Source organism: Streptococcus sp. KHUD_015, from assembly GCF_051106265.1.
Lineage (GTDB): Bacteria > Bacillota > Bacilli > Lactobacillales > Streptococcaceae > Streptococcus.
In genome coordinates, this window is record NZ_CP193665.1 from 200280 (window position 1) to 219542 (window position 19263).

The window sequence follows — 19263 nt, forward strand, 5'->3', positions numbered from 1 at the left end:
TTTACTGTTTAGATTGGATATCTGTAAAGACTTCGTTGTATTTCTTAACGATATCTGATTTATTCTTGATGACATAATCATAATCTTCAGTGAGTGTTTTGATTTTGTCAATTGGTTTCATGTTTTCGCTTGTTTTGGCATTTTTACGAACAGGACGGTTAGTAGTGGTTGTACCAAGTGTATCTTGTACTTCTTGAGAGATAATAAAATCGATAAATTTCTTGGCATTTTCCATATTTTTCGCTTTTTTAACGATAGCAGCACTAGCAGGTAGGAAGACGGTTCCTTCTTTTGGATAGACTACCTTGATATTAGCTCCGTCATTTAAGAGTTTAACTGCTGGATCTTCATAAGAGAGACCAACAGCCATTTCTCCGTCAGCGACTGCTTTATAGACACCAGATGAGCTTGAACCGATTTTACCATCAATAAGTGTGAAGAGATCTTTTACATAAGACCAAGCTTTATCGTCTTTGTAACCACCTTGAGCTTGTAGCATATTTGTTAATTGAGCAAAGGCGCTAGAAGAGTTTGCTGGGTCAGCAGTTGCGATTTTTCCTTTTAGTTCAGGTTTGAGAAGGTCGCTATATCCTTCGATGTTCATGCCTTTCGTTAAATCAGGATTGACGATTAAAACACTACCATCTAGTGTATAAGGAGTAGAGTAGCCAGTTGTGTTTTGATATTCTTTGATAACATTATCATTTTCTTTTGAAGTATAGTTTTCAAAGAGTTCTCCGTGGGTAGCATATTGTGTATAAGAACCACCAAAGATGACATCGGCTACAGGAGCTTCTTTTTCTGACTCTAGTTTTTTGAAAAGTTCTCCAGTACCAGCTTGAATCAGTTCTACTTTGATACCATATTTTTCTTCAAAGGCAGGAATAGTTGCTCCGATTAAGCCCTCTGAGTTTGGTGAATAAACGACTAGCGAACCGCCGTCTCCTTTATCAGATGAACCGCCATCGGCAGATTCATTAGAAGAACAAGCAGCAAGACCAAAAAGAGCTAGTCCGCAAGCAGCATAATACATCCATTTCTTTTTCATGATGGATACCTCCGTTGTGTTATTTAAGTTTATTTTAAAACAATGTAAGCGTTTTTAAAACCGATAATTCTATTCTATTAGAGTAAAATTCTCTACAAAAACGGAAGTAATCTTTTTGATTTTATAGCAGGGTTTGACAGTTAATCATTGGAAAGTCAAATTTTATTTTTTAGATTGGATATCTGTAAAAATATCATTGTACTTTTTAAGAATGGCGGATTTGTTTTTAATGACATAATCGGAATCTTCAGTGGCAATATTGATTTCTGTCATAGCCTTCATATTTTTATTGGTTTTAGCATTTTTACGAATGGGCCTGATTGTTGTTTCAGTTCCTAGTTTATCTTGGATTTCTTGAGAAAGGAGGAAATCGATAAATTTCTTAGCGTTTTCCATGTGTTTGGCATTTTTGACGATGGCAGCGTTACCAGGTAAAAAGACGGTTCCTTCTTTTGGATAAATAACTTTTACATCAACCCCATCATTTAAGAGTTTTAAGGCAGGGTCTTCATAGGTGAGTCCAACAGCCATTTCTCCATCGGCGACAGCTTTGTAAACATTTGAAGAACTAGATGCAATCTTTCCATCTACTAGGGTAAATAGATTTTTCACATAGGTCCAAGCTTGTTCATTTTCGTATCCCCCTTGATCGACAAGCATGTTTGTTAATTGTGCAAAAGCGCTAGAAGCATTACTTGGATCAGCAGTTGCGATTTTTCCTTTTAATTTAGGATTGAGCAGATCATTGTATCCTTCAATTTTTATATCTTTTGTAAGGGATGAATTGGCAATGATGACACTGACATCCAGTGTGTAAGGGGTGTAGAATCCAGTTTTGTTTTGATAATCAGGGATTATCTGGTCGTTTTCTTGAGAAATATAAGGTTCAAAAAGATTTTCGTTAGAAGAGAAGAGGGCGTAGGAGCCTCCGAAAATGACATCAGCTACAGGGGATTCTTTTTCGGCCTCAGCTTTTTTGAACAATTCACCAGTGCTGGCTTGTACTAAATCAACCTTAATACCATATTTTTCTTCGAAGGCTGGGATTGTTTCTTCGATAAGGTCTTCAGGGTTAGGCGAGTAGACAACCAAAGTGCTATCTGAATCTTTTTCAGTGCTAGTTTCCGCTTCTATAGGTGAAGAACATCCTGATAAAGAAAGGAATATCCAGCCACAAGAGAGAAAGAATAGTATTTTTTTCATAAGTATCTCCTTTTTTACGAACATTTTCTCTACCTAGATTGTTAATGTCTTTAAATTGTAGAGTTCTACAGGATATAATAAAAACCTTAAAGAAATCTAAAACGAAAAATAGTAAATAAGTTCCTAGAGCAAGGATTGGTGAATTTTAGCTGAGATTTTGATGGTAATACTCTTCAAAGCACGTCATTTTATCTGTGATCTCAAAGCTAAGATTTGAGCAGCTTGTAGCGAGTTTCATAGTTTGCTCTAGTATAAGTACAAAATAAAAAGATTGCCTGATTTGAGCAATCCTTTTACATCAATGATTTTTATCCATAAGTTTTAATTCTTTTGGAGAAATATGGAGATACTTTTTAAAAACTTTTGCAAAATATTTATAGTCTGAAAATCCAACTTGTTCAGAGATATCGCTTAAGGGAGAATTAGGGGACTCAGCTATTTTATCTATAGCTTGCTTGAGGCGGTAGCGTAAGATATATTCATTTAGCGTCATTGGGAAGTCTTCTTTGATAACCTTATATAGATAACTCTCACTATATCCTAGATTCTCTGCAATGCTAGAAATGGTAAAGTGCATACAGTAGTGTTGGTGCACAAATTCAAGAATTTGCTGAATGATTTGGTTTTGTGTATCAATTTGTTGGATAGAGGTGAGTAAAGTTTGATATTCTTCTAAAAAAGGAGTTTCTTGACGAGTGCTAACTCGTAATCGCAAAACAATTTTTTGAAGACATTCTGTCAACTCCTTGGTATCAATTGGTTTGGATAAGAAATCAACTGCTCCATATTGCATGGCTTTTTTGGCATTTTGAAAATCGTTATAACCTGATAAGATAACTTTTTCATAGGAGAGAGTACGAGTGGCTTCAAACATCATAAAAGCATCCATAATTGGCATGGTGATGTCTGTTAAGACAATATGAGGTTCTTTTTCTTGGATGAGTTTCATTCCCTCTTGACCGTGACTGGCAGTTCCTACGACTTGGATACCCAAGGCAGAGTAGTCTACGGCAATCTCTAGCCATTTTCGAATGAGGTGTTCGTCTTCTACGATAATAAGCTTAAACATGAGTTAGTCCTTTCGTTATAAATTTGACCCAAGTTTCTCCTTGGCGATTGACTCCTAAATCTAGCTGGACATCAGAAAAGAAATTACTCAATCGTTTGTAGCTGTTCACGATGCCATGCTGGGTATGAGGGCTTTCTAAAGAGTCTAAAATAGCGAGTCGCTCTTGTTTTGTGAGTCCTCCAGCATTATCCTTGACTAAAAAAGTTAGAGAATCTGATTCCAAGGTAATTTGGATATCAATATGAAGATCAATACGGTATTGCATCCCATATTTTATAGCATTTTCTACTAGAGGAAGCAAGAAAAGCTTAGGGATAGGCTGATTATCAACAGTTTCTGGGCAGACAATATCATAGGAAAAGTGCTCGAAACGAATCTTATGAATCATAAGGTAATCCTCTATAATCTTTAAATCTTGGCAAATGGTTGTTTCTTTTTCTAAATCCGTGATACTGTAGCGAAGGATGCGCGTGAGGTTTTGAATTAGGTCTTGTGTGAGGGTGGCATCCATTAAAGAAGTAATTTTAATTGTCTCAAGTGTATTGTAGAGAAAATGAGGATTGAACTGAGCTTCCAGCATTTTTCTTTCAAAAATCCACTTTTCTTTTTCTATGGTCAACATTTTTTGATGAAGTTGATCTAATTCGTACAACATATTGTTGATTTTTTCTGCCATAAACTCAAACTCATCACCTGTTTGTAGAGAAAGCCTTTTTTCTGCTTGTTTAGGAATTTCTTGAAGTTGGTAAACCAAACTTTCAATAGGAACAGCATTGTGTGTGGCAATTTTATGAGCAATTCGCCTTGCTTGCCAGAAGTAGAGGAAGAATATACATAAGGTGAGGATGGAGGCTAGACCAAGTAAGCTAGGAATAGGAAAGAAGGATTGAAAAGTATAGATTGAAAAAATAGCACCGACTTTTTCTTTTTGAACAATAAGCGGTTCATTCGCATACCAGTGGGTGCGAGAGTGTAGGAGTTTTTCATCAAATTTTTCAAGAGTGGAACGAGTAAACTGATTTGTATTGTTGGAAAACATATTTCCAAAGCTATCGGTAATGATGTATTTAGAATTGATCATTGGGAAACTTGAGATGAAATCATTCTCATTTACGAAAGCAATAGTATAGGCCTTAACTCGTTGGTTTTGAAGTAGTGGTTTGATAAAGAGTGTGTAATGTTGCTTATCTGAAGAGAGTGCAATTTTTTCTGTAACTTTATCTTGAGAAGGATTTTGAATGAGTAGTTTTAGATAGTAGGGAGATAAAATACTTTCTTGGTGATTTCGATTGGTACTAAATAGTAATTCACCTGTATCACTTAGGATAATGAGGTCAGAACTAAGTTTTAATTTAGCTTTTGTCTCGTAAAATAAGCTAAAGACTTCTCTCTCTGTGTGTTTGCCATCCAAAAATCCTGGAATCATTTTATGGTTCATAGTAGTCAGGAGCTCATTATTGGCTTCTTTCATTTCTTGAACCTGTTTGACAATCTGTCTCGTATCTTTGGAGAGTTGTTGCTTTTGTAAAAAATAGGAAAAACCAAAAAGTAAAATGAGTAGTAAAAGAGAGGTCATAAAAGCTGCGATAGAGCTTCTATGGAGAATTTCTTTTTGGAGAGATTTTTTAAAGGAATGAGACATCCGCTACCTCCTTGGAAGGGTTTTCTGTTATAAGTATAGCAGTTTAAAAATTCTAGAGCAAGGTAAAATAGAAAAGTATAGAATAGAACGAGACCAAATTCCCTCAAAAATGGTATAATAGTAACATCACAAAATTGGAGAGAGACCATGAGTTTTTACAATCATAAAGAAATTGAGCCTAAGTGGCAGGGCTACTGGGCAGAACATCATACATTTAAGACAGGAACAGATGCATCAAAACCGAAGTTTTATGCTCTTGATATGTTCCCTTATCCATCTGGAGCGGGTCTGCACGTAGGACACCCAGAAGGCTATACAGCGACAGATATCCTCAGCCGTTACAAACGTGCGCAAGGCTACAATGTCCTTCACCCAATGGGGTGGGATGCTTTTGGTTTGCCTGCAGAGCAATACGCTATGGATACAGGTAATGACCCAGCAGAATTTACAGCGGAAAATATTGCCAACTTCAAACGTCAAATCAATGCGCTTGGATTTTCTTATGACTGGGATCGTGAAGTTAATACAACAGATCCAAACTATTACAAGTGGACGCAATGGATTTTCACCAAGCTTTACGAAAAAGGCTTGGCCTATGAAGCTGAAGTGCCAGTAAACTGGGTTGAAGAATTGGGAACTGCCATCGCTAACGAAGAAGTTCTTCCTGACGGAACATCTGAGCGTGGAGGCTATCCAGTTGTCCGCAAACCAATGCGCCAATGGATGCTTAAAATCACGGCCTACGCGGAGCGTCTGCTTAATGACTTAGATGAACTTGACTGGCCAGAGTCCATCAAGGACATGCAACGCAACTGGATTGGGAAATCAACTGGTGCAAATGTAACTTTCAAAGTTAAGGGAACAGATAAGGAATTCACTGTCTTTACCACTCGTCCAGACACTCTTTTCGGTGCGACTTTCACTGTCTTGGCTCCTGAACATGAATTAGTAGACGCCATCACAAGCTCAGAGCAAGCAGAAGCTGTAGCAAACTATAAACATCAAGCTAGCCTCAAGTCTGACTTGGCTCGTACAGATCTTGCTAAGGAAAAAACTGGTGTTTGGACTGGTGCTTATGCTATTAACCCTGTCAATGGCAAGGAAATTCCAATCTGGATTGCGGACTATGTTCTTGCTAGCTATGGTACAGGTGCGGTAATGGCTGTTCCTGCCCACGATCAACGTGACTGGGAATTTGCCAAACAATTTGATCTTCCAATCGTCGAAGTACTTGAAGGTGGAAACGTTGAAAAAGCTGCCTACACAGAAGATGGCCTTCATGTCAATTCAGACTTCCTAGATGGACTCAACAAAGAAGACGCTATTGCCAAGATTGTGGCTTGGTTGGAAGAAAAGGGCTGTGGACAAGAGAAGGTTACCTACCGTCTCCGCGACTGGCTCTTTAGCCGTCAACGTTACTGGGGTGAGCCAATTCCTATCATTCATTGGGAAGATGGGACATCAACAGCTGTCCCTGAAAGTGAATTGCCACTTGTCTTGCCTGTAACCAAGGACATCCGTCCTTCAGGTACTGGTGAAAGTCCACTAGCTAACTTGACAGATTGGCTTGAAGTGACTCGTGAAGATGGTGTTAAAGGTCGTCGTGAAACCAACACCATGCCACAATGGGCTGGTTCAAGTTGGTATTACCTCCGCTATATTGATCCACACAATACTGAGAAATTGGCTGATGAGGACCTTCTCAAACAATGGTTGCCAGTAGATATCTATGTGGGTGGAGCAGAGCATGCTGTTCTTCACTTGCTTTATGCTCGTTTCTGGCACAAATTCCTCTACGACCTCGGTGTTGTTCCAACTAAGGAACCATTCCAAAAACTCTTTAACCAAGGAATGATTTTGGGAACAAGCTATCGTGACCACCGTGGGGCTCTTGTGGCGACTGACAAGGTTGAAAAACGTGACGGTTCTTTCTTCCATGTGGAAACAGGGGAAGAGTTGGAGCAAGCGCCAGCCAAGATGTCTAAATCGCTCAAGAACGTTGTTAACCCAGACGATGTGGTGGAGCAATACGGTGCCGATACCCTTCGTGTCTATGAAATGTTTATGGGACCACTTGATGCTTCGATTGCTTGGTCTGAAGAAGGTCTGGAAGGAAGCCGTAAGTTCCTTGACCGTGTTTACCGCTTGATTACAAGTAAAGAAATCGCTGCGGAAAACAATGGCGCTCTTGACAAGGTTTATAACGAAACCGTTAAAGCTGTCACAGAACAAATCGAATCAATGAAATTCAACACAGCTATTGCCCAACTTATGGTCTTTGTCAACGCGGCTAACAAGGAAGACAAGCTCTATGTTGACTACGCCAAAGGCTTCGTTCAGTTGATTGCCCCATTTGCACCTCATTTGGCAGAAGAACTCTGGCAAACTGTTGCGGCAACAGGTGAGTCAATCTCTTACGTGGCTTGGCCAACATGGGACGAAAGCAAATTGGTTGAAGACGAAATCGAAATCGTTGTTCAAATCAAAGGAAAAGTTCGTGCCAAACTCATGGTCGCTAAAGACCTATCACGCGAAGAATTGCAAGAGATTGCTCTAGCTGATGAAAAAGTCAAAGCAGAAATTGACGGTAAGGAAATCGTCAAGGTGATTGCGGTACCTAACAAACTCGTTAATATCGTCGTTAAATAACGAGTTTATTAGCTCTATTTGCCACCTTCAATGGTCCACTGGACTATTGAAGCCAACTAAATTGGTTAATATTGTTGTGAAATAAGATAAGAATCCTTCAGAGTAGAATCTGGAGGATTTTTTGAATGAAAAATATAATCCTGTTTCCGTCATCTCACCACTTAACCTCTCATTTTAACCACCTATCTCAAAAGTCGATTTTTCTTTCATACTTTTTGTTAAACTGATGAGGTAAAGAGGAGGAACTAAATATGATTTTACAAGCTAAACATTTGACTAAACGGTACGGCGATCATATGGCTGTTGACGATATTCAGTTAGAGTTTGAAAAAGGGAGTTTTAATGCTATTTTGGGTCCCAATGGTGCAGGAAAATCAACCACCATTTCCATGTTAATCGGTTTGAAAAAGCCGACAAAAGGTCAGATTCGATATGCGCCAAATACGAAAATAGGAGTTGTTTTTCAAGCTAGTGTACTGGATGAGATGTTGACAGTTAGGGAAAATCTTACGATTCGTGCTCAACAGTATAAGGAGATTGCAGCAAGTCGTGTGGATGATTTGATCCATCAACTGGGTTTGACTGCTTTCCAGAAGCAACTATATGGGACTTTGTCAGGTGGGCAAAAACGTAGGGTTGATATTGCGCGTGCTCTTCTTTCACAGCCAGATATTCTTTTCTTAGATGAACCAACGACAGGTCTAGATATTCAGACTCGCAAAGCCATTTGGGATTTACTATCTCGACTACAAAAGGATGAAGGGATGACTATTATCTTAACGACTCATTATCTGGATGAAGCGGATGAAGCAAATCAGATCTATATCGTTGATCATGGGAAAGTGATTGCGCAAGGTTCTGCGATGGCTATTAAAAGTCAGTATGCATCTAATATCCTAAAAATTCGTTTTAAAGAAATGAAGGATTTAGAAAAGTTGTTACAGACTGGAATGACAGTAAAGGAAGAAAATGAGTTGGAATATCTTTTTTATCCAAGGACATCACTGGAAGCTATTGAATATTTGGCAAAAGTACGAGAAGAAATTGATTCTTTTGAGTTTCGTCCAGGTACTATGGATGATGCCTTTATTGCACTTACAGGAAGAGAGGTTCGCTAATGTTAGCTTTATTGAAACGGAATTTTATCTTATATTTTCGTAATCGTTCAGGAGTATTTTTCTCACTATTGGGGGCATTGATTTCCTTCCTCCTTTATATCATTTTTTTGCAGAAAAACTTGACGGATGCTTGGTCCCAACTCCCTGATAATACGAACCTTTTAAATAACTGGCTGATGGGTGGGACCTTGGCTGTGACTGGGATTACAACCAGTTTTACAGCTCTTACACAAATGGTACAGGATCGTGAAAATCAAGTGGATCAAGATCTCTTCTTGACAGATTTAGGTAGCTGGGGTTTACAGGTGTCCTATCTAATCAGTAGTATTACCATCTCTTTTGTCATGCAGGTATTTATGTTTGCTGTTATGGGGCTTTATTTTAAAGAGAGTCCAGTTATCAGTCATTTACCAGAAATTGCTTTGATTATGTTGTTAAGTAGTCTGCTTTCAAGTTTGATAAATATTCTCTTGATTTATCGTTTTCAATCTGTAGATAGTCTTGGCAAACTGGCAACTATAGTGGGAACTGCTTCTGGATTTTTAGTAGGAACTTATGTCCCTATTGGAGTTTTACCTGATTTTGCACAGATTATCATGAAGTGTACCCCTGCAACTTATATTGCTTCTCTCTATCGACAAATTTTAATGAAAGAGCACTTAGAGACCGCATTTACAGGAAATAGCAGCTTGTTAAAGGAATTTCAAGAAAAAATGGGAATCCAAATCAACTGGCAAGAACTATTGACAAAGGAAGAGACATACTTTATAGTGGTTATTATATGTCTCGTCGCTATTCTTCTTTGGCTTTTATTTGTTAAAGTATTTAGCAAGAGAAAATAAAAGTATATTGGAGAGAAAATGAAGATTCGTTTTGAAATGAAGGCAGAGTTTTCAGAAAAGGACCCACATATTGTAATTCAGGCAGCTCAGTTAACCGGCCAAGCAAGGGAAATCATGGAGTATTTAGAACAATTTTCAACGACCAATCAGGTGGCCATTCCTATTCGAACGGATGATTATCTGGTTATGGTGAAAATTGAGGATCTTATTCTAGCTGATATTGACAAGAATTTATTAACCATTTATACGGTAGATGGGATTTATAAAACTAAGGAAACATTGATAAATTTTCAGAATCGGATTAATCGGCGTAACTTTATACAGATATCACGCCATTCAATTATAAACATTGACCACTTAGAATCGTTATCAGATAGTTTTTCAGGGAACATGATGGCTAAAATGACTCGGGGCATCAAATCTAGTGTGAGTCGGAAATACGTTAAGTCCTTAATGAATTATCTAGGTTTATAGGAGAAAATCATGAAACGATTAATTGATTATTTTGTATCGGGAATGCGTACGGCTTCCTTCTTTTATTTGAGTATGATGGTGTTGACTCAGTTTTATCCAGGTATTACCTATCCTGAACCAATGACAAAAAATATTCTAGCTCTGTTTTTAATGGGTGGAATTATGGGGGTATTGACTTTAATACTTGAAAAGCTAGAGTTTCTTGCTTTTAGTATACGTGTAGGAGTTCATTTATTAGTGACGGCTACTATCTTAGTATTGACCTCTCTATTTTTTGGTTGGGGTTCAGCCTTGTGGAGTCCCTTGCTTTGGTTCTTTTTCTTGTTAATTTATGGATTGATATGGTTGTATCAAATCTGGCAAACTCACAAACTCACCCAACGAATTAATCAAGCCTTAGAGGATAAAAGACAGAAAACGGGTCACTAATATAGTGTTGAGGATGAAGTTTGAAGACAGTGCCAGTTTCCAAAGAGAACAATTTGTGATATAGTATTTTCAGCGTAAAACAAGGAGAAGAAAAATGCCAGTAAACGAATATGGTCAGATGATTGGTGAGTTAATGGAAGGTTATACACCAGGTGAATTGCCTTCTATTGACTTTTTAGAAGGGAGTTATGCTCGGATAGAGGCTCTTTCGGCGAAAAAGCATGCTGAGGATTTATTAGCTGTTTATGGTCCAGATACTCCGCGGGAGATGTGGACTTACCTCTTTCAGGAACCAGTGGCGGATATGGAGGAACTGGTTGGCCTTTTAAATCAGATGTTGGCTCGTAAGGATCGCTTTTACTATGCAATTATAGACAAGGAAACTGGTGAGGCTTTGGGAACATTTTCTCTCATGCGCATTGATCAGAATAACCGAGTGGTAGAAGTGGGAGCAGTCACTTTTTCTCCAGAACTTAGGGGAACACGAATAGGGACAGAAGCTCATTATCTCCTGGCGCGCTATGTTTTTGAAGAATTTCACTATCGTCGCTACGAGTGGAAATGCGATGCCTTAAATCTGCCATCCAGACGAGCTGCGGAGCGTTTGGGATTTGTCTATGAAGGAACCTTCCGCCAGGCAGTCGTTTATAAGGGGCGTACGAGAGATACGGATTGGTTGTCTATGATTGATAAGGACTGGCCTCAAGTCAAAGCTCGATTGGAAGCATGGTTGGCTCCTGAAAATTTTGATAAAAATGGACGGCAGTACAAGAGCTTGAGAGAGTTTTAAGAGGTGTTGACATGATCACTATTAAAAAGCAAGAATTTGTCAAGCTAGAGGATGTTTTGCATCTCTATCAGGCTGTCGGTTGGACAAATTATACCGATCAATCAGAGATGCTGGAGCAGGCCTTATCTCATTCATTAGCGATTTATGTGGCGCTTGATGGTGATACTGTGGTGGGCTTGATTCGTTTGGTTGGAGATGGATTCTCATCAGTATTGGTTCAGGATTTGATTGTTTTGCCTAGCTATCAGCGTCAAGGGATTGGTAGATCCTTGATGAAGGAGGCTTTAGAAGATTACAAAGATGCCTATCAAGTCCAGCTGGTGACAGAACAGACAGAAAAAAACGTGGGATTTTATCGTTCTTTGGGTTTTGAAGCCTTATCTACCTATGATTGTATAGGAATGACTTGGATCAACAGAGAAAAATAATAAAACTTGTTTGTTCTTAAGCAAAGTTTAAGGCTAGTCTAGTATTATATAGTCATTAAATAAAGACCTCCTAACTTTATTTAATGAAATCCTAAAACTTTTTTCATCATAATCTCCTAATGAAGTCACCCAATCAGGTGGCTTTTTTCGTGGGTAGGTGATGGTGATAGAGTTTTTTTGCAAAAAAACAGTAAAATTTGAGAAAAGTTAAGCTAGTTTTAAGCTTCGTTTTGTATCATATAGTTATTAAATAAAGACCTCCTAACTTTATTTAATAAAATCCTAAACTTTTCTTTTTCATAATAATCTCCCTTAACTCCACCCAATCAGGTGGAGTTTTTTGGCTCTGTTTCAGGCTTTTGGGGACTATTCTAAAAATAATTTTCCGATAATTTCCGGTCTTTTTCGGATTTTGGTCGGGGAATTGGCGGGGACTTTTTAGGAAATATGACTAAGAAATAGGTTTGCTGTTACTTCAGCTACTTCAACCTCACTTTGAATGTAAGTGACTGTTAAATGAAGGAATGGAACTATTGTAATGACGATTTTACTTGTCCAGTAGTGGCGTATTAAATGAGGAGTGACATGTAAGATTGTCTCTTTGTTTACTAAATCAAAATTTCCATGAATTGATAGAATCCCTAACTTTCTTTTAAACTTGAAAGTCTTGTCGTACAGCGGTTAAAGAGGATGTAAAGTTTTGACAAATTTTGTGAACTGTGGGATAATAAAAAGGAATTGAGTACTAGTTCTATATCATGGACTAGAAAAGACCTCAAGCTAACTTCCACATTAAGCTTGAGGTCTTTTTTGACACTATTTGTCCTTGTTTAGCCATTTATCGACTAATCGAAGAACGACACCGACCACAATTGGTCCGATGATAGTTTTGAGTACTAATTCCATCATGGGCTATCTCACCTCCTTTCGTAGGCGGTGTAGCAGTGCCGAACAATATTATACCACATACGTGCTAAAGTCGGAAGTCGCCTAATCAGGTGGCTTTTTTGTTTGTGGCTTGGTTTTTTGATATAATAGAGCCATGAGTAGAATTTTAGATAATGAGATAATGGGGGATGAGGAGTTAGTAGAACGCACGCTCCGTCCTCAGTACTTACGTGAATATATTGGGCAGGATAAGGTTAAGGACCAGCTTCAAATCTTTATAGAAGCAGCCAAAATGCGGGATGAAGCGCTAGATCATGTGCTCTTATTTGGACCTCCAGGCTTGGGGAAAACGACCATGGCCTTTGTTATTGCCAACGAACTAGGTGTCAATCTCAAGCAGACGTCTGGGCCTGTCATTGAAAAAGCCGGTGATCTAGTAGCGATTTTGAATGATTTAGAACCTGGGGATGTCCTTTTTATTGATGAGATTCATCGCTTGCCCATGTCGGTGGAAGAGGTGCTTTATAGTGCCATGGAGGACTTCTACATCGATATCATGATTGGGGCTGGTGAAGGCAGTCGCAGTGTTCATTTGGAGTTGCCACCTTTTACCTTGATTGGTGCGACGACTCGGGCTGGTATGCTCTCAAATCCGCTACGGGCACGTTTTGGAATTACAGGTCACATGGAGTATTATGCCCATACTGACTTGACGGAAATTGTCGAGCGGACGGCAGATATTTTTGAGATGGAAATCACTCATGAGGCAGCATCTGAGTTGGCCCTACGTAGTCGTGGGACCCCTCGTATTGCCAATCGTCTCCTCAAGCGCGTGCGCGATTTTGCCCAGATTATGGGGAATGGGGTGATCGATGATCTTATTACCGATAAGGCTTTGACTATGCTGGATGTTGACCATGAAGGTTTGGACTATGTGGACCAAAAAATCCTTCGGACCATGATTGAGATGTATGGTGGTGGTCCTGTTGGTCTAGGAACTCTTTCTGTTAATATTGCAGAGGAGCGAGAGACTGTCGAAGATATGTATGAGCCTTACTTGATTCAAAAAGGTTTTATCATACGGACACGTTCTGGACGAGTGGCGACTGCTAAGGCATATGAGCACTTAGGTTATGAATACAATGAAAAATGAGCAAGAAATTCTGGAGGTTTTTAGAGAAAATCCGGATATGATGGCTATTTTAACTATCATCCGATACCTTGGTCTGAAAGACTCGTGGTTGGCAGCAGGTTCTGTCAGAAATTTCATCTGGAATCTCTTGTCAGACAGACCATCTTTTGATCGTGAAACAGATGTGGACGTGATTTTCTTTGATCCAGATATTTCTTATGAGGAAACCTTATTGCTGGAGAAAAAGCTGAGAGAGGATTTTCCTCAGTACCAGTGGGAATTGAAAAATCAAGTCTATATGCACCAGCATAGCCCTCATACTGCTCCCTATACCAGTTCCCGTGATGCCATGAGTAAGTATCCAGAACGATGTACGGCTGTTGGACTACGCTTGAATGAAGAATCGGATTTTGAGTTCTATTCACCTTATGGTTTGGAGGATATTTTGAATTTTCAAGTTTGCCCAACTCCTCATTTTTTAGAGAATGAAGACCGAATGGAACTTTATCGAACACGTCTATCCAAGAAAAATTGGCAGGAGAAATGGAAAAATTTGATTTTTAAAAATACTTAAGGAAACTTTAAGCTAGGAAGTGTATACTAAGTCCATAAGTTAAGAAGACCTTAACTTAAACTCCTAAAACTTTTTCATAATAATCTCCCTATAAAAATAGAGTCGCCTAATCAGGCGACTTATTTTTTTGAAAAATGGTCTTGGTGCCTGAGAATAAATAGCTTAGTGATAGAAGAAAATGGGGAAATATGGTATAATGAAACGATAGATTTTTGAATAGGAATAAGATCATGTTTGGATTTTTTAAGAAAGATAAGGCTGTGGAAGTAGAGGTTCCGACACAGGTTCCTGCTCATATCGGCATCATTATGGATGGGAATGGCCGTTGGGCTAAAAAACGTATGCAACCGCGAGTTTTTGGACATAAGGCGGGCATGGAAGCATTGCAAACTGTGACCAAGGCAGCCAACAAACTGGGGGTGAAGGTTATTACAGTTTATGCTTTTTCTACGGAAAACTGGACCCGCCCCGATCAGGAAGTCAAGTTTATCATGAACTTGCCAGTAGAGTTTTATGATAATTATGTCCCGGAACTGCATGCGAATAATGTTAAGATTCAAATGATTGGGGAGACAGACCGACTGCCTAAGCCAACCTTTGAAGCTCTGACCAAGGCTGAGGAATTGACTAAGAACAACACAGGTTTGATTCTTAATTTTGCCCTCAACTATGGTGGACGTGCTGAGATTACACAGGCTCTTAAGTTGATTTCCCAGGATGTGTTAGATGCCAAAATAAACCCAGGTGACATCACAGAGGACTTGATTGGCAACTATCTCTTCACCCAGCATTTGCCTAAGGAGTTACGAGACCCAGACTTGATTATTCGGACTAGTGGAGAATTGCGTTTGAGCAATTTCCTTCCATGGCAGGGAGCCTATAGTGAGCTCTATTTTACGGATACCTTGTGGCCTGATTTTGACGAGGCGGCCTTGCAGGAAGCCATTCTTGCCTACAATCGTCGTCATCGCCGATTTGGAGGAGTTTAGGAGGAAATATGACACAGGATTTACAGAAAAGAACCTTGTTTGCAGGGATTGCCCTGGCTATTTTCCTACCAATTTTAATGATTGGGGGCCTTTTGCTGCAGATAGCAATCGGAATCATAGCCATGCTAGCCATGCATGAACTTTTGAAGATGAGAGGTCTAGAGACCATGACGATGGAGGGCCTCTTGACCCTCTTTGCAACCTTTGCTTTGACCATTCCCTTGGAGAATTACCTGACTTTTTTGCCAGTTGATGGGAATGTGGTTGCTTATAGTGTTCTGATTTCAATCATGTTAGGAACGACTGTATTTAGCAAGTCTTATACGATTGAGGACGCTGTTTTCCCGCTTGCTATGAGTTTCTACGTGGGCTTTGGATTTAATGCCTTACTAGATGCTCGTGTTGCAGGTTTAGATAAGGCACTATTAGCCTTGTGTATTGTTTGGGCAACAGACAGTGGTGCCTATCTTGTTGGGATGAACTATGGTAAACGAAAATTAGCTCCGACAGTTTCTCCAAATAAAACCTTTGAGGGTGCCTTGGGTGGTATTTTAGGTGCTATTTTAGTAACCATCATCTTTATGATGCTTGATAGGACAGTTGCTCTTCCGTATGGAATTTACAAGATGTCAGTCTTTGCTATTTTCTTTAGCATTGCTGGACAATTTGGTGATTTACTAGAAAGTTCGATCAAGCGTCACTTTGGTGTCAAGGATTCTGGGAAATTTATCCCTGGACATGGTGGTGTTTTGGATCGTTTCGATAGTATGTTACTTGTATTTCCAATCATGCACTTATTTGGACTCTTTTAATCAAAAGACGGAGGAAATACTATGCTCGGAATTTTAACCTTTATTCTGGTTTTTGGGATTATTGTAGTGGTGCACGAGTTTGGACACTTCTACTTTGCCAAGAAATCAGGGATTCTAGTGCGTGAATTTGCCATTGGCATGGGACCCAAGATCTTTGCTCATATTGGTAAGGATGGAACGGCCTATACCATTCGAATCTTGCCTCTGGGTGGCTACGTTCGTATGGCCGGTTGGGGTGATGATACAACTGAAATCAAGACAGGAACTCCTGTCAGTTTGACCCTTACTGATGATGGTAAAGTTAAACGCATCAATCTCTCAGGTAAAAAATTGGATCAAACAGCTCTTCCTATGCAGGTGACCCAGTTTGATTTTGAAGACAAGCTCTTTATCAAGGGCTTGGTTCTGGAAGAAGAAAAAACATTTGCAGTGGATCACGACGCAACGGTTGTGGAAGCAGATGGAACTGAGGTTCGGATTGCACCTTTAGATGTTCAATATCAAAATGCGACTATCTGGGGCAAACTGATTACCAATTTTGCAGGTCCTATGAACAACTTTATCTTAGGTGTCGTTGTTTTCTGGATTTTAATCTTCATGCAGGGTGGAGTCAGAGATGTCGATACCAACCAGTTCCATGTCATGCCTCAAGGGACCTTGGCTAAGGTAGGAGTACCAGAAACGGCACAAATTACCAAGATTGGCTCACATGAGATTAGCAACTGGGAAAGTTTGATTCAGGCTGTGGAATCAGAAACCAAAGATAAGACGGCCCCAACCTTGGATGTGACTATTTCTGAAAAGGGTAGTGACAAACAAGTAACAGTTACCCCAGAAGAAAGTCAAGGTCAATATCTTCTAGGTGTTCAACCGGGGATTAAGTCAGATTTTCTATCCATGTTTGTAGGTGGTTTTACAACCGCTGCTGACTCGGCGCTTAGAATTTTATCAGCTCTGAAAAATCTGATTTTCCAACCAGATTTGAACAAGCTAGGTGGACCTGTTGCCATCTTTAAGGCAAGTAGTGATGCTGCTAAAAATGGAATTGAGAATGTCTTGTACTTCTTGGCAATGATGTCCATCAATATTGGTATTTTTAATCTTATTCCGATTCCAGCATTGGATGGTGGTAAGATTGTGCTCAATATCCTGGAAGCCATTCGCCGCAAACCATTAAAACAAGAAATTGAAACCTATGTCACCTTGGCCGGAGTGGTCATCATGGTTGTCTTGATGATTGCTGTGACCTGGAATGACATTATGCGACTCTTTTTTAGATAATCGAGGAATATTATGAAACAAAGTAAAATGCCTATCCCAACGCTTCGCGAAATGCCAAGCGATGCTCAAGTTATCAGCCATGCTCTTATGCTGCGAGCTGGTTATGTTCGTCAAGTCTCAGCAGGTGTTTATTCTTATCTACCACTTGCCAACCGTGTGATTGAAAAAGCTAAAAACATCATGCGCCAAGAATTTGATAAGATTGGTGCAGTTGAGATGTTGGCTCCTGCCCTTCTTAGTGCAGAATTGTGGCGCGAATCAGGTCGTTACGAAACTTATGGTGAGGACCTTTACAAACTAAAAAACCGTGAAAAATCAGACTTCATTCTAGGTCCAACTCACGAAGAAACCTTTACAGCTATTGTCCGTGATTCTGTTAAGTCTTACAAGCAATTGCCACTCAACCTTTACCAAATCCAACCTAAGTATCGTGATGAAAAACGCCCACGTAATGGACTTCTTCGTACACGTGAGTTCATCATGAAGGATGCTTACAGTTTTCACGCTAACTATGATAGCTTGGACAGTGTTTACGATGAGTACAAGGCTGCTTATGAGCGTATTTTCACTCGTAGTGGCTTAGATTTCAAGGCTATTATTGGTGACGGGGGAGCCATGGGTGGTAAGGATAGCCAAGAATTTATGGCCATTACACCTGCTCGTACAGACCTTGACCGCTGGGTTGTCTTGGATAAGTCGGTTGCCTCATTTGACGAAATTCCTGCAGAAGTGCAAGAAGAAATCAAGGCAGAATTGCTTAAGTGGATGGTTTCTGGTGAAGATACCATTGCTTACTCAAGTGAGTCTAGCTATGCGGCTAATTTGGAAATGGCAACAAACGAGTACAAACCAAGCAACCGTGTTGTCGCTGAAGAAGAAGTGACTCGTGTTGCAACACCAGATGTTAAATCAATCGATGAGGTTGCAGCCTTCCTCAACGTTCCAGAAGAACAAACAATTAAAACTCTCTTCTACATGGCAGATGGTGAGCTTGTTGCAGCCCTTCTAGTTGGAAATGACCAGCTTAACGAAGTTAAGTTGAAAAACCATTTGGGAGCAGATTTCTTCGACGTTGCTAGCGAAGAAGAAGTAGCGAATCTTATTCAAGCAGGGTTCGGTTCACTTGGACCAGTTGGTTTGCCAGAGAATGTTAAAATCATTGCAGACCGTAAGGTGCAAGATGTTCGCAATGCAGTGGTCGGCGCTAACGAAGATGGCTATCACTTGACTGGTGTGAACCCAGGCCGTGATTTTACTGCAGAATATGTGGATATCCGTGAAGTTCGTGAGGGTGAAATTTCCCCAGACGGGCAAGGAGTCCTTAACTTTGCGCGTGGTATCGAAATTGGTCACATCTTCAAACTTGGTACTCGCTATTCAGCAAGCATGGGAGCAGATGTTTTGGATGAAAATGGCCGTGCTGTGCCAATTATCATGGGATGTTACGGTATCGGTGTCAGCCGTCTCCTTTCAGCAGTGATGGAGCAACATGCACGCCTCTTTGTTAACAAAACACCAAAAGGTGAATACCGTTACGCTTGGGGAATCAATTTCCCTAAAGAATTGGCACCATTTGATGTGCACTTGATTACTGTCAATGTCAAGGATGAAGAAGCGCAAGCCTTGACAGAAAAGCTTGAAGCAAGCTTGATGGGAGCTGGTTACGAAGTTTTGACAGACGACCGTAACGAACGTGTCGGAGTCAAATTCAGTGATAGCGACTTGATTGGATTGCCAATTCGTATCACTGTTGGGAAGAAAGCGGCCGATGGTATCGTAGAAGTTAAGATTAAAGCGACTGGTGACACCATCGAAGTTCATGCAGATAACTTGCTCGAAACGCTTGAAATCCTCAGCAAGAAATAAAAACTATAATCAGAAGAAAAACAAGGAAA

At 39.8% G+C, this 19263-nt stretch carries 18 protein-coding genes; 13 read left to right on the forward strand and 5 right to left on the reverse strand.

Annotated features, from left to right (window positions below; all coding sequences use genetic code 11):
• Window position 1: 1 nt before the first annotated feature.
• From ACORHU_RS01045 to ACORHU_RS01060, 4 genes are all read right to left on the reverse strand, one after another.
• Window positions 2–1048, reverse strand: coding sequence for an ABC transporter substrate-binding protein (locus ACORHU_RS01045; RefSeq protein WP_000731166.1), 1047 nt, complete (start codon window positions 1046–1048; stop codon window positions 2–4).
• A gap of 162 nt (window positions 1049–1210) precedes the next feature.
• Window positions 1211–2251 carry an ABC transporter substrate-binding protein gene (locus ACORHU_RS01050; protein WP_261054877.1) on the reverse strand — a complete coding sequence of 347 codons (1041 nt, stop codon included), beginning with the start codon at window positions 2249–2251 and terminating at the stop codon, window positions 1211–1213.
• 298 nt (window positions 2252–2549) lie between these two features.
• Window positions 2550–3320, reverse strand: coding sequence for a response regulator (locus ACORHU_RS01055; protein WP_261033670.1), 771 nt, complete (start codon window positions 3318–3320; stop codon window positions 2550–2552).
• Window positions 3313–4962 carry a histidine kinase gene (locus tag ACORHU_RS01060; RefSeq protein WP_261054878.1) on the reverse strand — a complete coding sequence of 550 codons (1650 nt, stop codon included), beginning with the start codon at window positions 4960–4962 and terminating at the stop codon, window positions 3313–3315. The genes ACORHU_RS01055 and ACORHU_RS01060 overlap by 8 nt, the downstream gene beginning before the upstream one ends.
• A gap of 147 nt (window positions 4963–5109) precedes the next feature.
• On the opposite strand from ACORHU_RS01060, the gene leuS reads away from it, so the two are divergent.
• The 7 genes from leuS to ACORHU_RS01095 all read left to right on the forward strand — a co-directional run bounded on the left by leuS (window position 5110) and on the right by ACORHU_RS01095 (window position 11692).
• Window positions 5110–7611, forward strand: a complete 2502-nt coding sequence (gene leuS / locus ACORHU_RS01065; protein ID WP_434364563.1) for a leucine--tRNA ligase — start codon at window positions 5110–5112, stop codon at window positions 7609–7611.
• Between the two features lie 251 nt (window positions 7612–7862).
• Complete coding sequence (locus ACORHU_RS01070; protein ID WP_434364564.1) at window positions 7863–8729, forward strand: ATP-binding cassette domain-containing protein; 867 nt, start codon at window positions 7863–7865, stop codon at window positions 8727–8729.
• Window positions 8729–9571, forward strand: coding sequence for an ABC transporter permease (locus ACORHU_RS01075; protein ID WP_434364565.1), 843 nt, complete (start codon window positions 8729–8731; stop codon window positions 9569–9571). Before ACORHU_RS01070 ends, ACORHU_RS01075 begins: the two co-directional genes overlap by 1 nt.
• An 18-nt stretch (window positions 9572–9589) precedes the next feature.
• Window positions 9590–10045, forward strand: a complete 456-nt coding sequence (locus ACORHU_RS01080; RefSeq protein ID WP_125451132.1) for a LytTR family DNA-binding domain-containing protein — start codon at window positions 9590–9592, stop codon at window positions 10043–10045.
• 9 nt (window positions 10046–10054) lie between these two features.
• Window positions 10055–10474, forward strand: coding sequence for a DUF3021 domain-containing protein (locus tag ACORHU_RS01085; protein ID WP_153219816.1), 420 nt, complete (start codon window positions 10055–10057; stop codon window positions 10472–10474).
• Between the two features lie 94 nt (window positions 10475–10568).
• Window positions 10569–11264, forward strand: a complete 696-nt coding sequence (locus tag ACORHU_RS01090) for a GNAT family N-acetyltransferase (RefSeq protein WP_434364566.1) — start codon at window positions 10569–10571, stop codon at window positions 11262–11264.
• Window positions 11265–11275: 11 nt separating this feature from the next.
• Complete coding sequence (locus ACORHU_RS01095; RefSeq protein WP_434364567.1) at window positions 11276–11692, forward strand: GNAT family N-acetyltransferase; 417 nt, start codon at window positions 11276–11278, stop codon at window positions 11690–11692.
• Between the two features lie 816 nt (window positions 11693–12508).
• On the opposite strand, the gene ACORHU_RS01100 is transcribed toward ACORHU_RS01095, so the two are convergent.
• A complete protein-coding gene (locus tag ACORHU_RS01100) occupies window positions 12509–12601 on the reverse strand; it encodes a type I toxin-antitoxin system Fst family toxin (RefSeq protein WP_000970382.1) in 93 nt (30 codons plus the stop codon).
• Between the two features lie 133 nt (window positions 12602–12734).
• Here ACORHU_RS01100 and ruvB point away from each other — a divergent pair, with 133 nt between their 5' ends.
• The 6 genes from ruvB (at window position 12735) to ACORHU_RS01130 (ending at window position 19234) form a co-directional block, all read left to right on the forward strand.
• Complete coding sequence (gene ruvB / locus ACORHU_RS01105; protein WP_434364568.1) at window positions 12735–13733, forward strand: Holliday junction branch migration DNA helicase RuvB; 999 nt, start codon at window positions 12735–12737, stop codon at window positions 13731–13733.
• Window positions 13714–14286, forward strand: coding sequence for a nucleotidyltransferase family protein (locus tag ACORHU_RS01110; RefSeq protein ID WP_434364569.1), 573 nt, complete (start codon window positions 13714–13716; stop codon window positions 14284–14286). The genes ruvB and ACORHU_RS01110 overlap by 20 nt, the downstream gene beginning before the upstream one ends.
• A gap of 230 nt (window positions 14287–14516) precedes the next feature.
• Window positions 14517–15275, forward strand: a complete 759-nt coding sequence (locus tag ACORHU_RS01115) for an isoprenyl transferase (RefSeq protein WP_102210355.1) — start codon at window positions 14517–14519, stop codon at window positions 15273–15275.
• A gap of 8 nt (window positions 15276–15283) precedes the next feature.
• Complete coding sequence (locus ACORHU_RS01120) at window positions 15284–16087, forward strand: phosphatidate cytidylyltransferase (RefSeq protein WP_434364570.1); 804 nt, start codon at window positions 15284–15286, stop codon at window positions 16085–16087.
• A 21-nt stretch (window positions 16088–16108) separates the two neighbouring features.
• Complete coding sequence (gene rseP / locus ACORHU_RS01125) at window positions 16109–17368, forward strand: RIP metalloprotease RseP (protein ID WP_434364571.1); 1260 nt, start codon at window positions 16109–16111, stop codon at window positions 17366–17368.
• A 12-nt stretch (window positions 17369–17380) separates the two neighbouring features.
• Window positions 17381–19234 carry a proline--tRNA ligase gene (locus ACORHU_RS01130; protein WP_434364572.1) on the forward strand — a complete coding sequence of 618 codons (1854 nt, stop codon included), beginning with the start codon at window positions 17381–17383 and terminating at the stop codon, window positions 19232–19234.
• Window positions 19235–19263: the final 29 nt, after the last annotated feature.

Coding starts and splice junctions, on each gene's coding strand:
- ACORHU_RS01090 (WP_434364566.1), top strand. CDS start 10,569: ATGCCAGTAAACGAATATGGTCAGATGATTGGTGAGTTAATGGAAGGT.
- ACORHU_RS01110 (WP_434364569.1), top strand. CDS start 13,714: ATGAATACAATGAAAAATGAGCAAGAAATTCTGGAGGTTTTTAGAGAA.
- leuS (WP_434364563.1), top strand. CDS start 5,110: ATGAGTTTTTACAATCATAAAGAAATTGAGCCTAAGTGGCAGGGCTAC.
- ACORHU_RS01130 (WP_434364572.1), top strand. CDS start 17,381: ATGAAACAAAGTAAAATGCCTATCCCAACGCTTCGCGAAATGCCAAGC.
- ACORHU_RS01055 (WP_261033670.1), bottom strand. CDS start 3,320: ATGTTTAAGCTTATTATCGTAGAAGACGAACACCTCATTCGAAAATGG.
- ACORHU_RS01070 (WP_434364564.1), top strand. CDS start 7,863: ATGATTTTACAAGCTAAACATTTGACTAAACGGTACGGCGATCATATG.
- ACORHU_RS01045 (WP_000731166.1), bottom strand. CDS start 1,048: ATGAAAAAGAAATGGATGTATTATGCTGCTTGCGGACTAGCTCTTTTT.
- ACORHU_RS01115 (WP_102210355.1), top strand. CDS start 14,517: ATGTTTGGATTTTTTAAGAAAGATAAGGCTGTGGAAGTAGAGGTTCCG.
- rseP (WP_434364571.1), top strand. CDS start 16,109: ATGCTCGGAATTTTAACCTTTATTCTGGTTTTTGGGATTATTGTAGTG.
- ACORHU_RS01075 (WP_434364565.1), top strand. CDS start 8,729: ATGTTAGCTTTATTGAAACGGAATTTTATCTTATATTTTCGTAATCGT.
- ACORHU_RS01100 (WP_000970382.1), bottom strand. CDS start 12,601: ATGATGGAATTAGTACTCAAAACTATCATCGGACCAATTGTGGTCGGT.
- ACORHU_RS01060 (WP_261054878.1), bottom strand. CDS start 4,962: ATGTCTCATTCCTTTAAAAAATCTCTCCAAAAAGAAATTCTCCATAGA.
- ACORHU_RS01120 (WP_434364570.1), top strand. CDS start 15,284: ATGACACAGGATTTACAGAAAAGAACCTTGTTTGCAGGGATTGCCCTG.
- ruvB (WP_434364568.1), top strand. CDS start 12,735: ATGAGTAGAATTTTAGATAATGAGATAATGGGGGATGAGGAGTTAGTA.
- ACORHU_RS01080 (WP_125451132.1), top strand. CDS start 9,590: ATGAAGATTCGTTTTGAAATGAAGGCAGAGTTTTCAGAAAAGGACCCA.
- ACORHU_RS01050 (WP_261054877.1), bottom strand. CDS start 2,251: ATGAAAAAAATACTATTCTTTCTCTCTTGTGGCTGGATATTCCTTTCT.
- ACORHU_RS01085 (WP_153219816.1), top strand. CDS start 10,055: ATGAAACGATTAATTGATTATTTTGTATCGGGAATGCGTACGGCTTCC.
- ACORHU_RS01095 (WP_434364567.1), top strand. CDS start 11,276: ATGATCACTATTAAAAAGCAAGAATTTGTCAAGCTAGAGGATGTTTTG.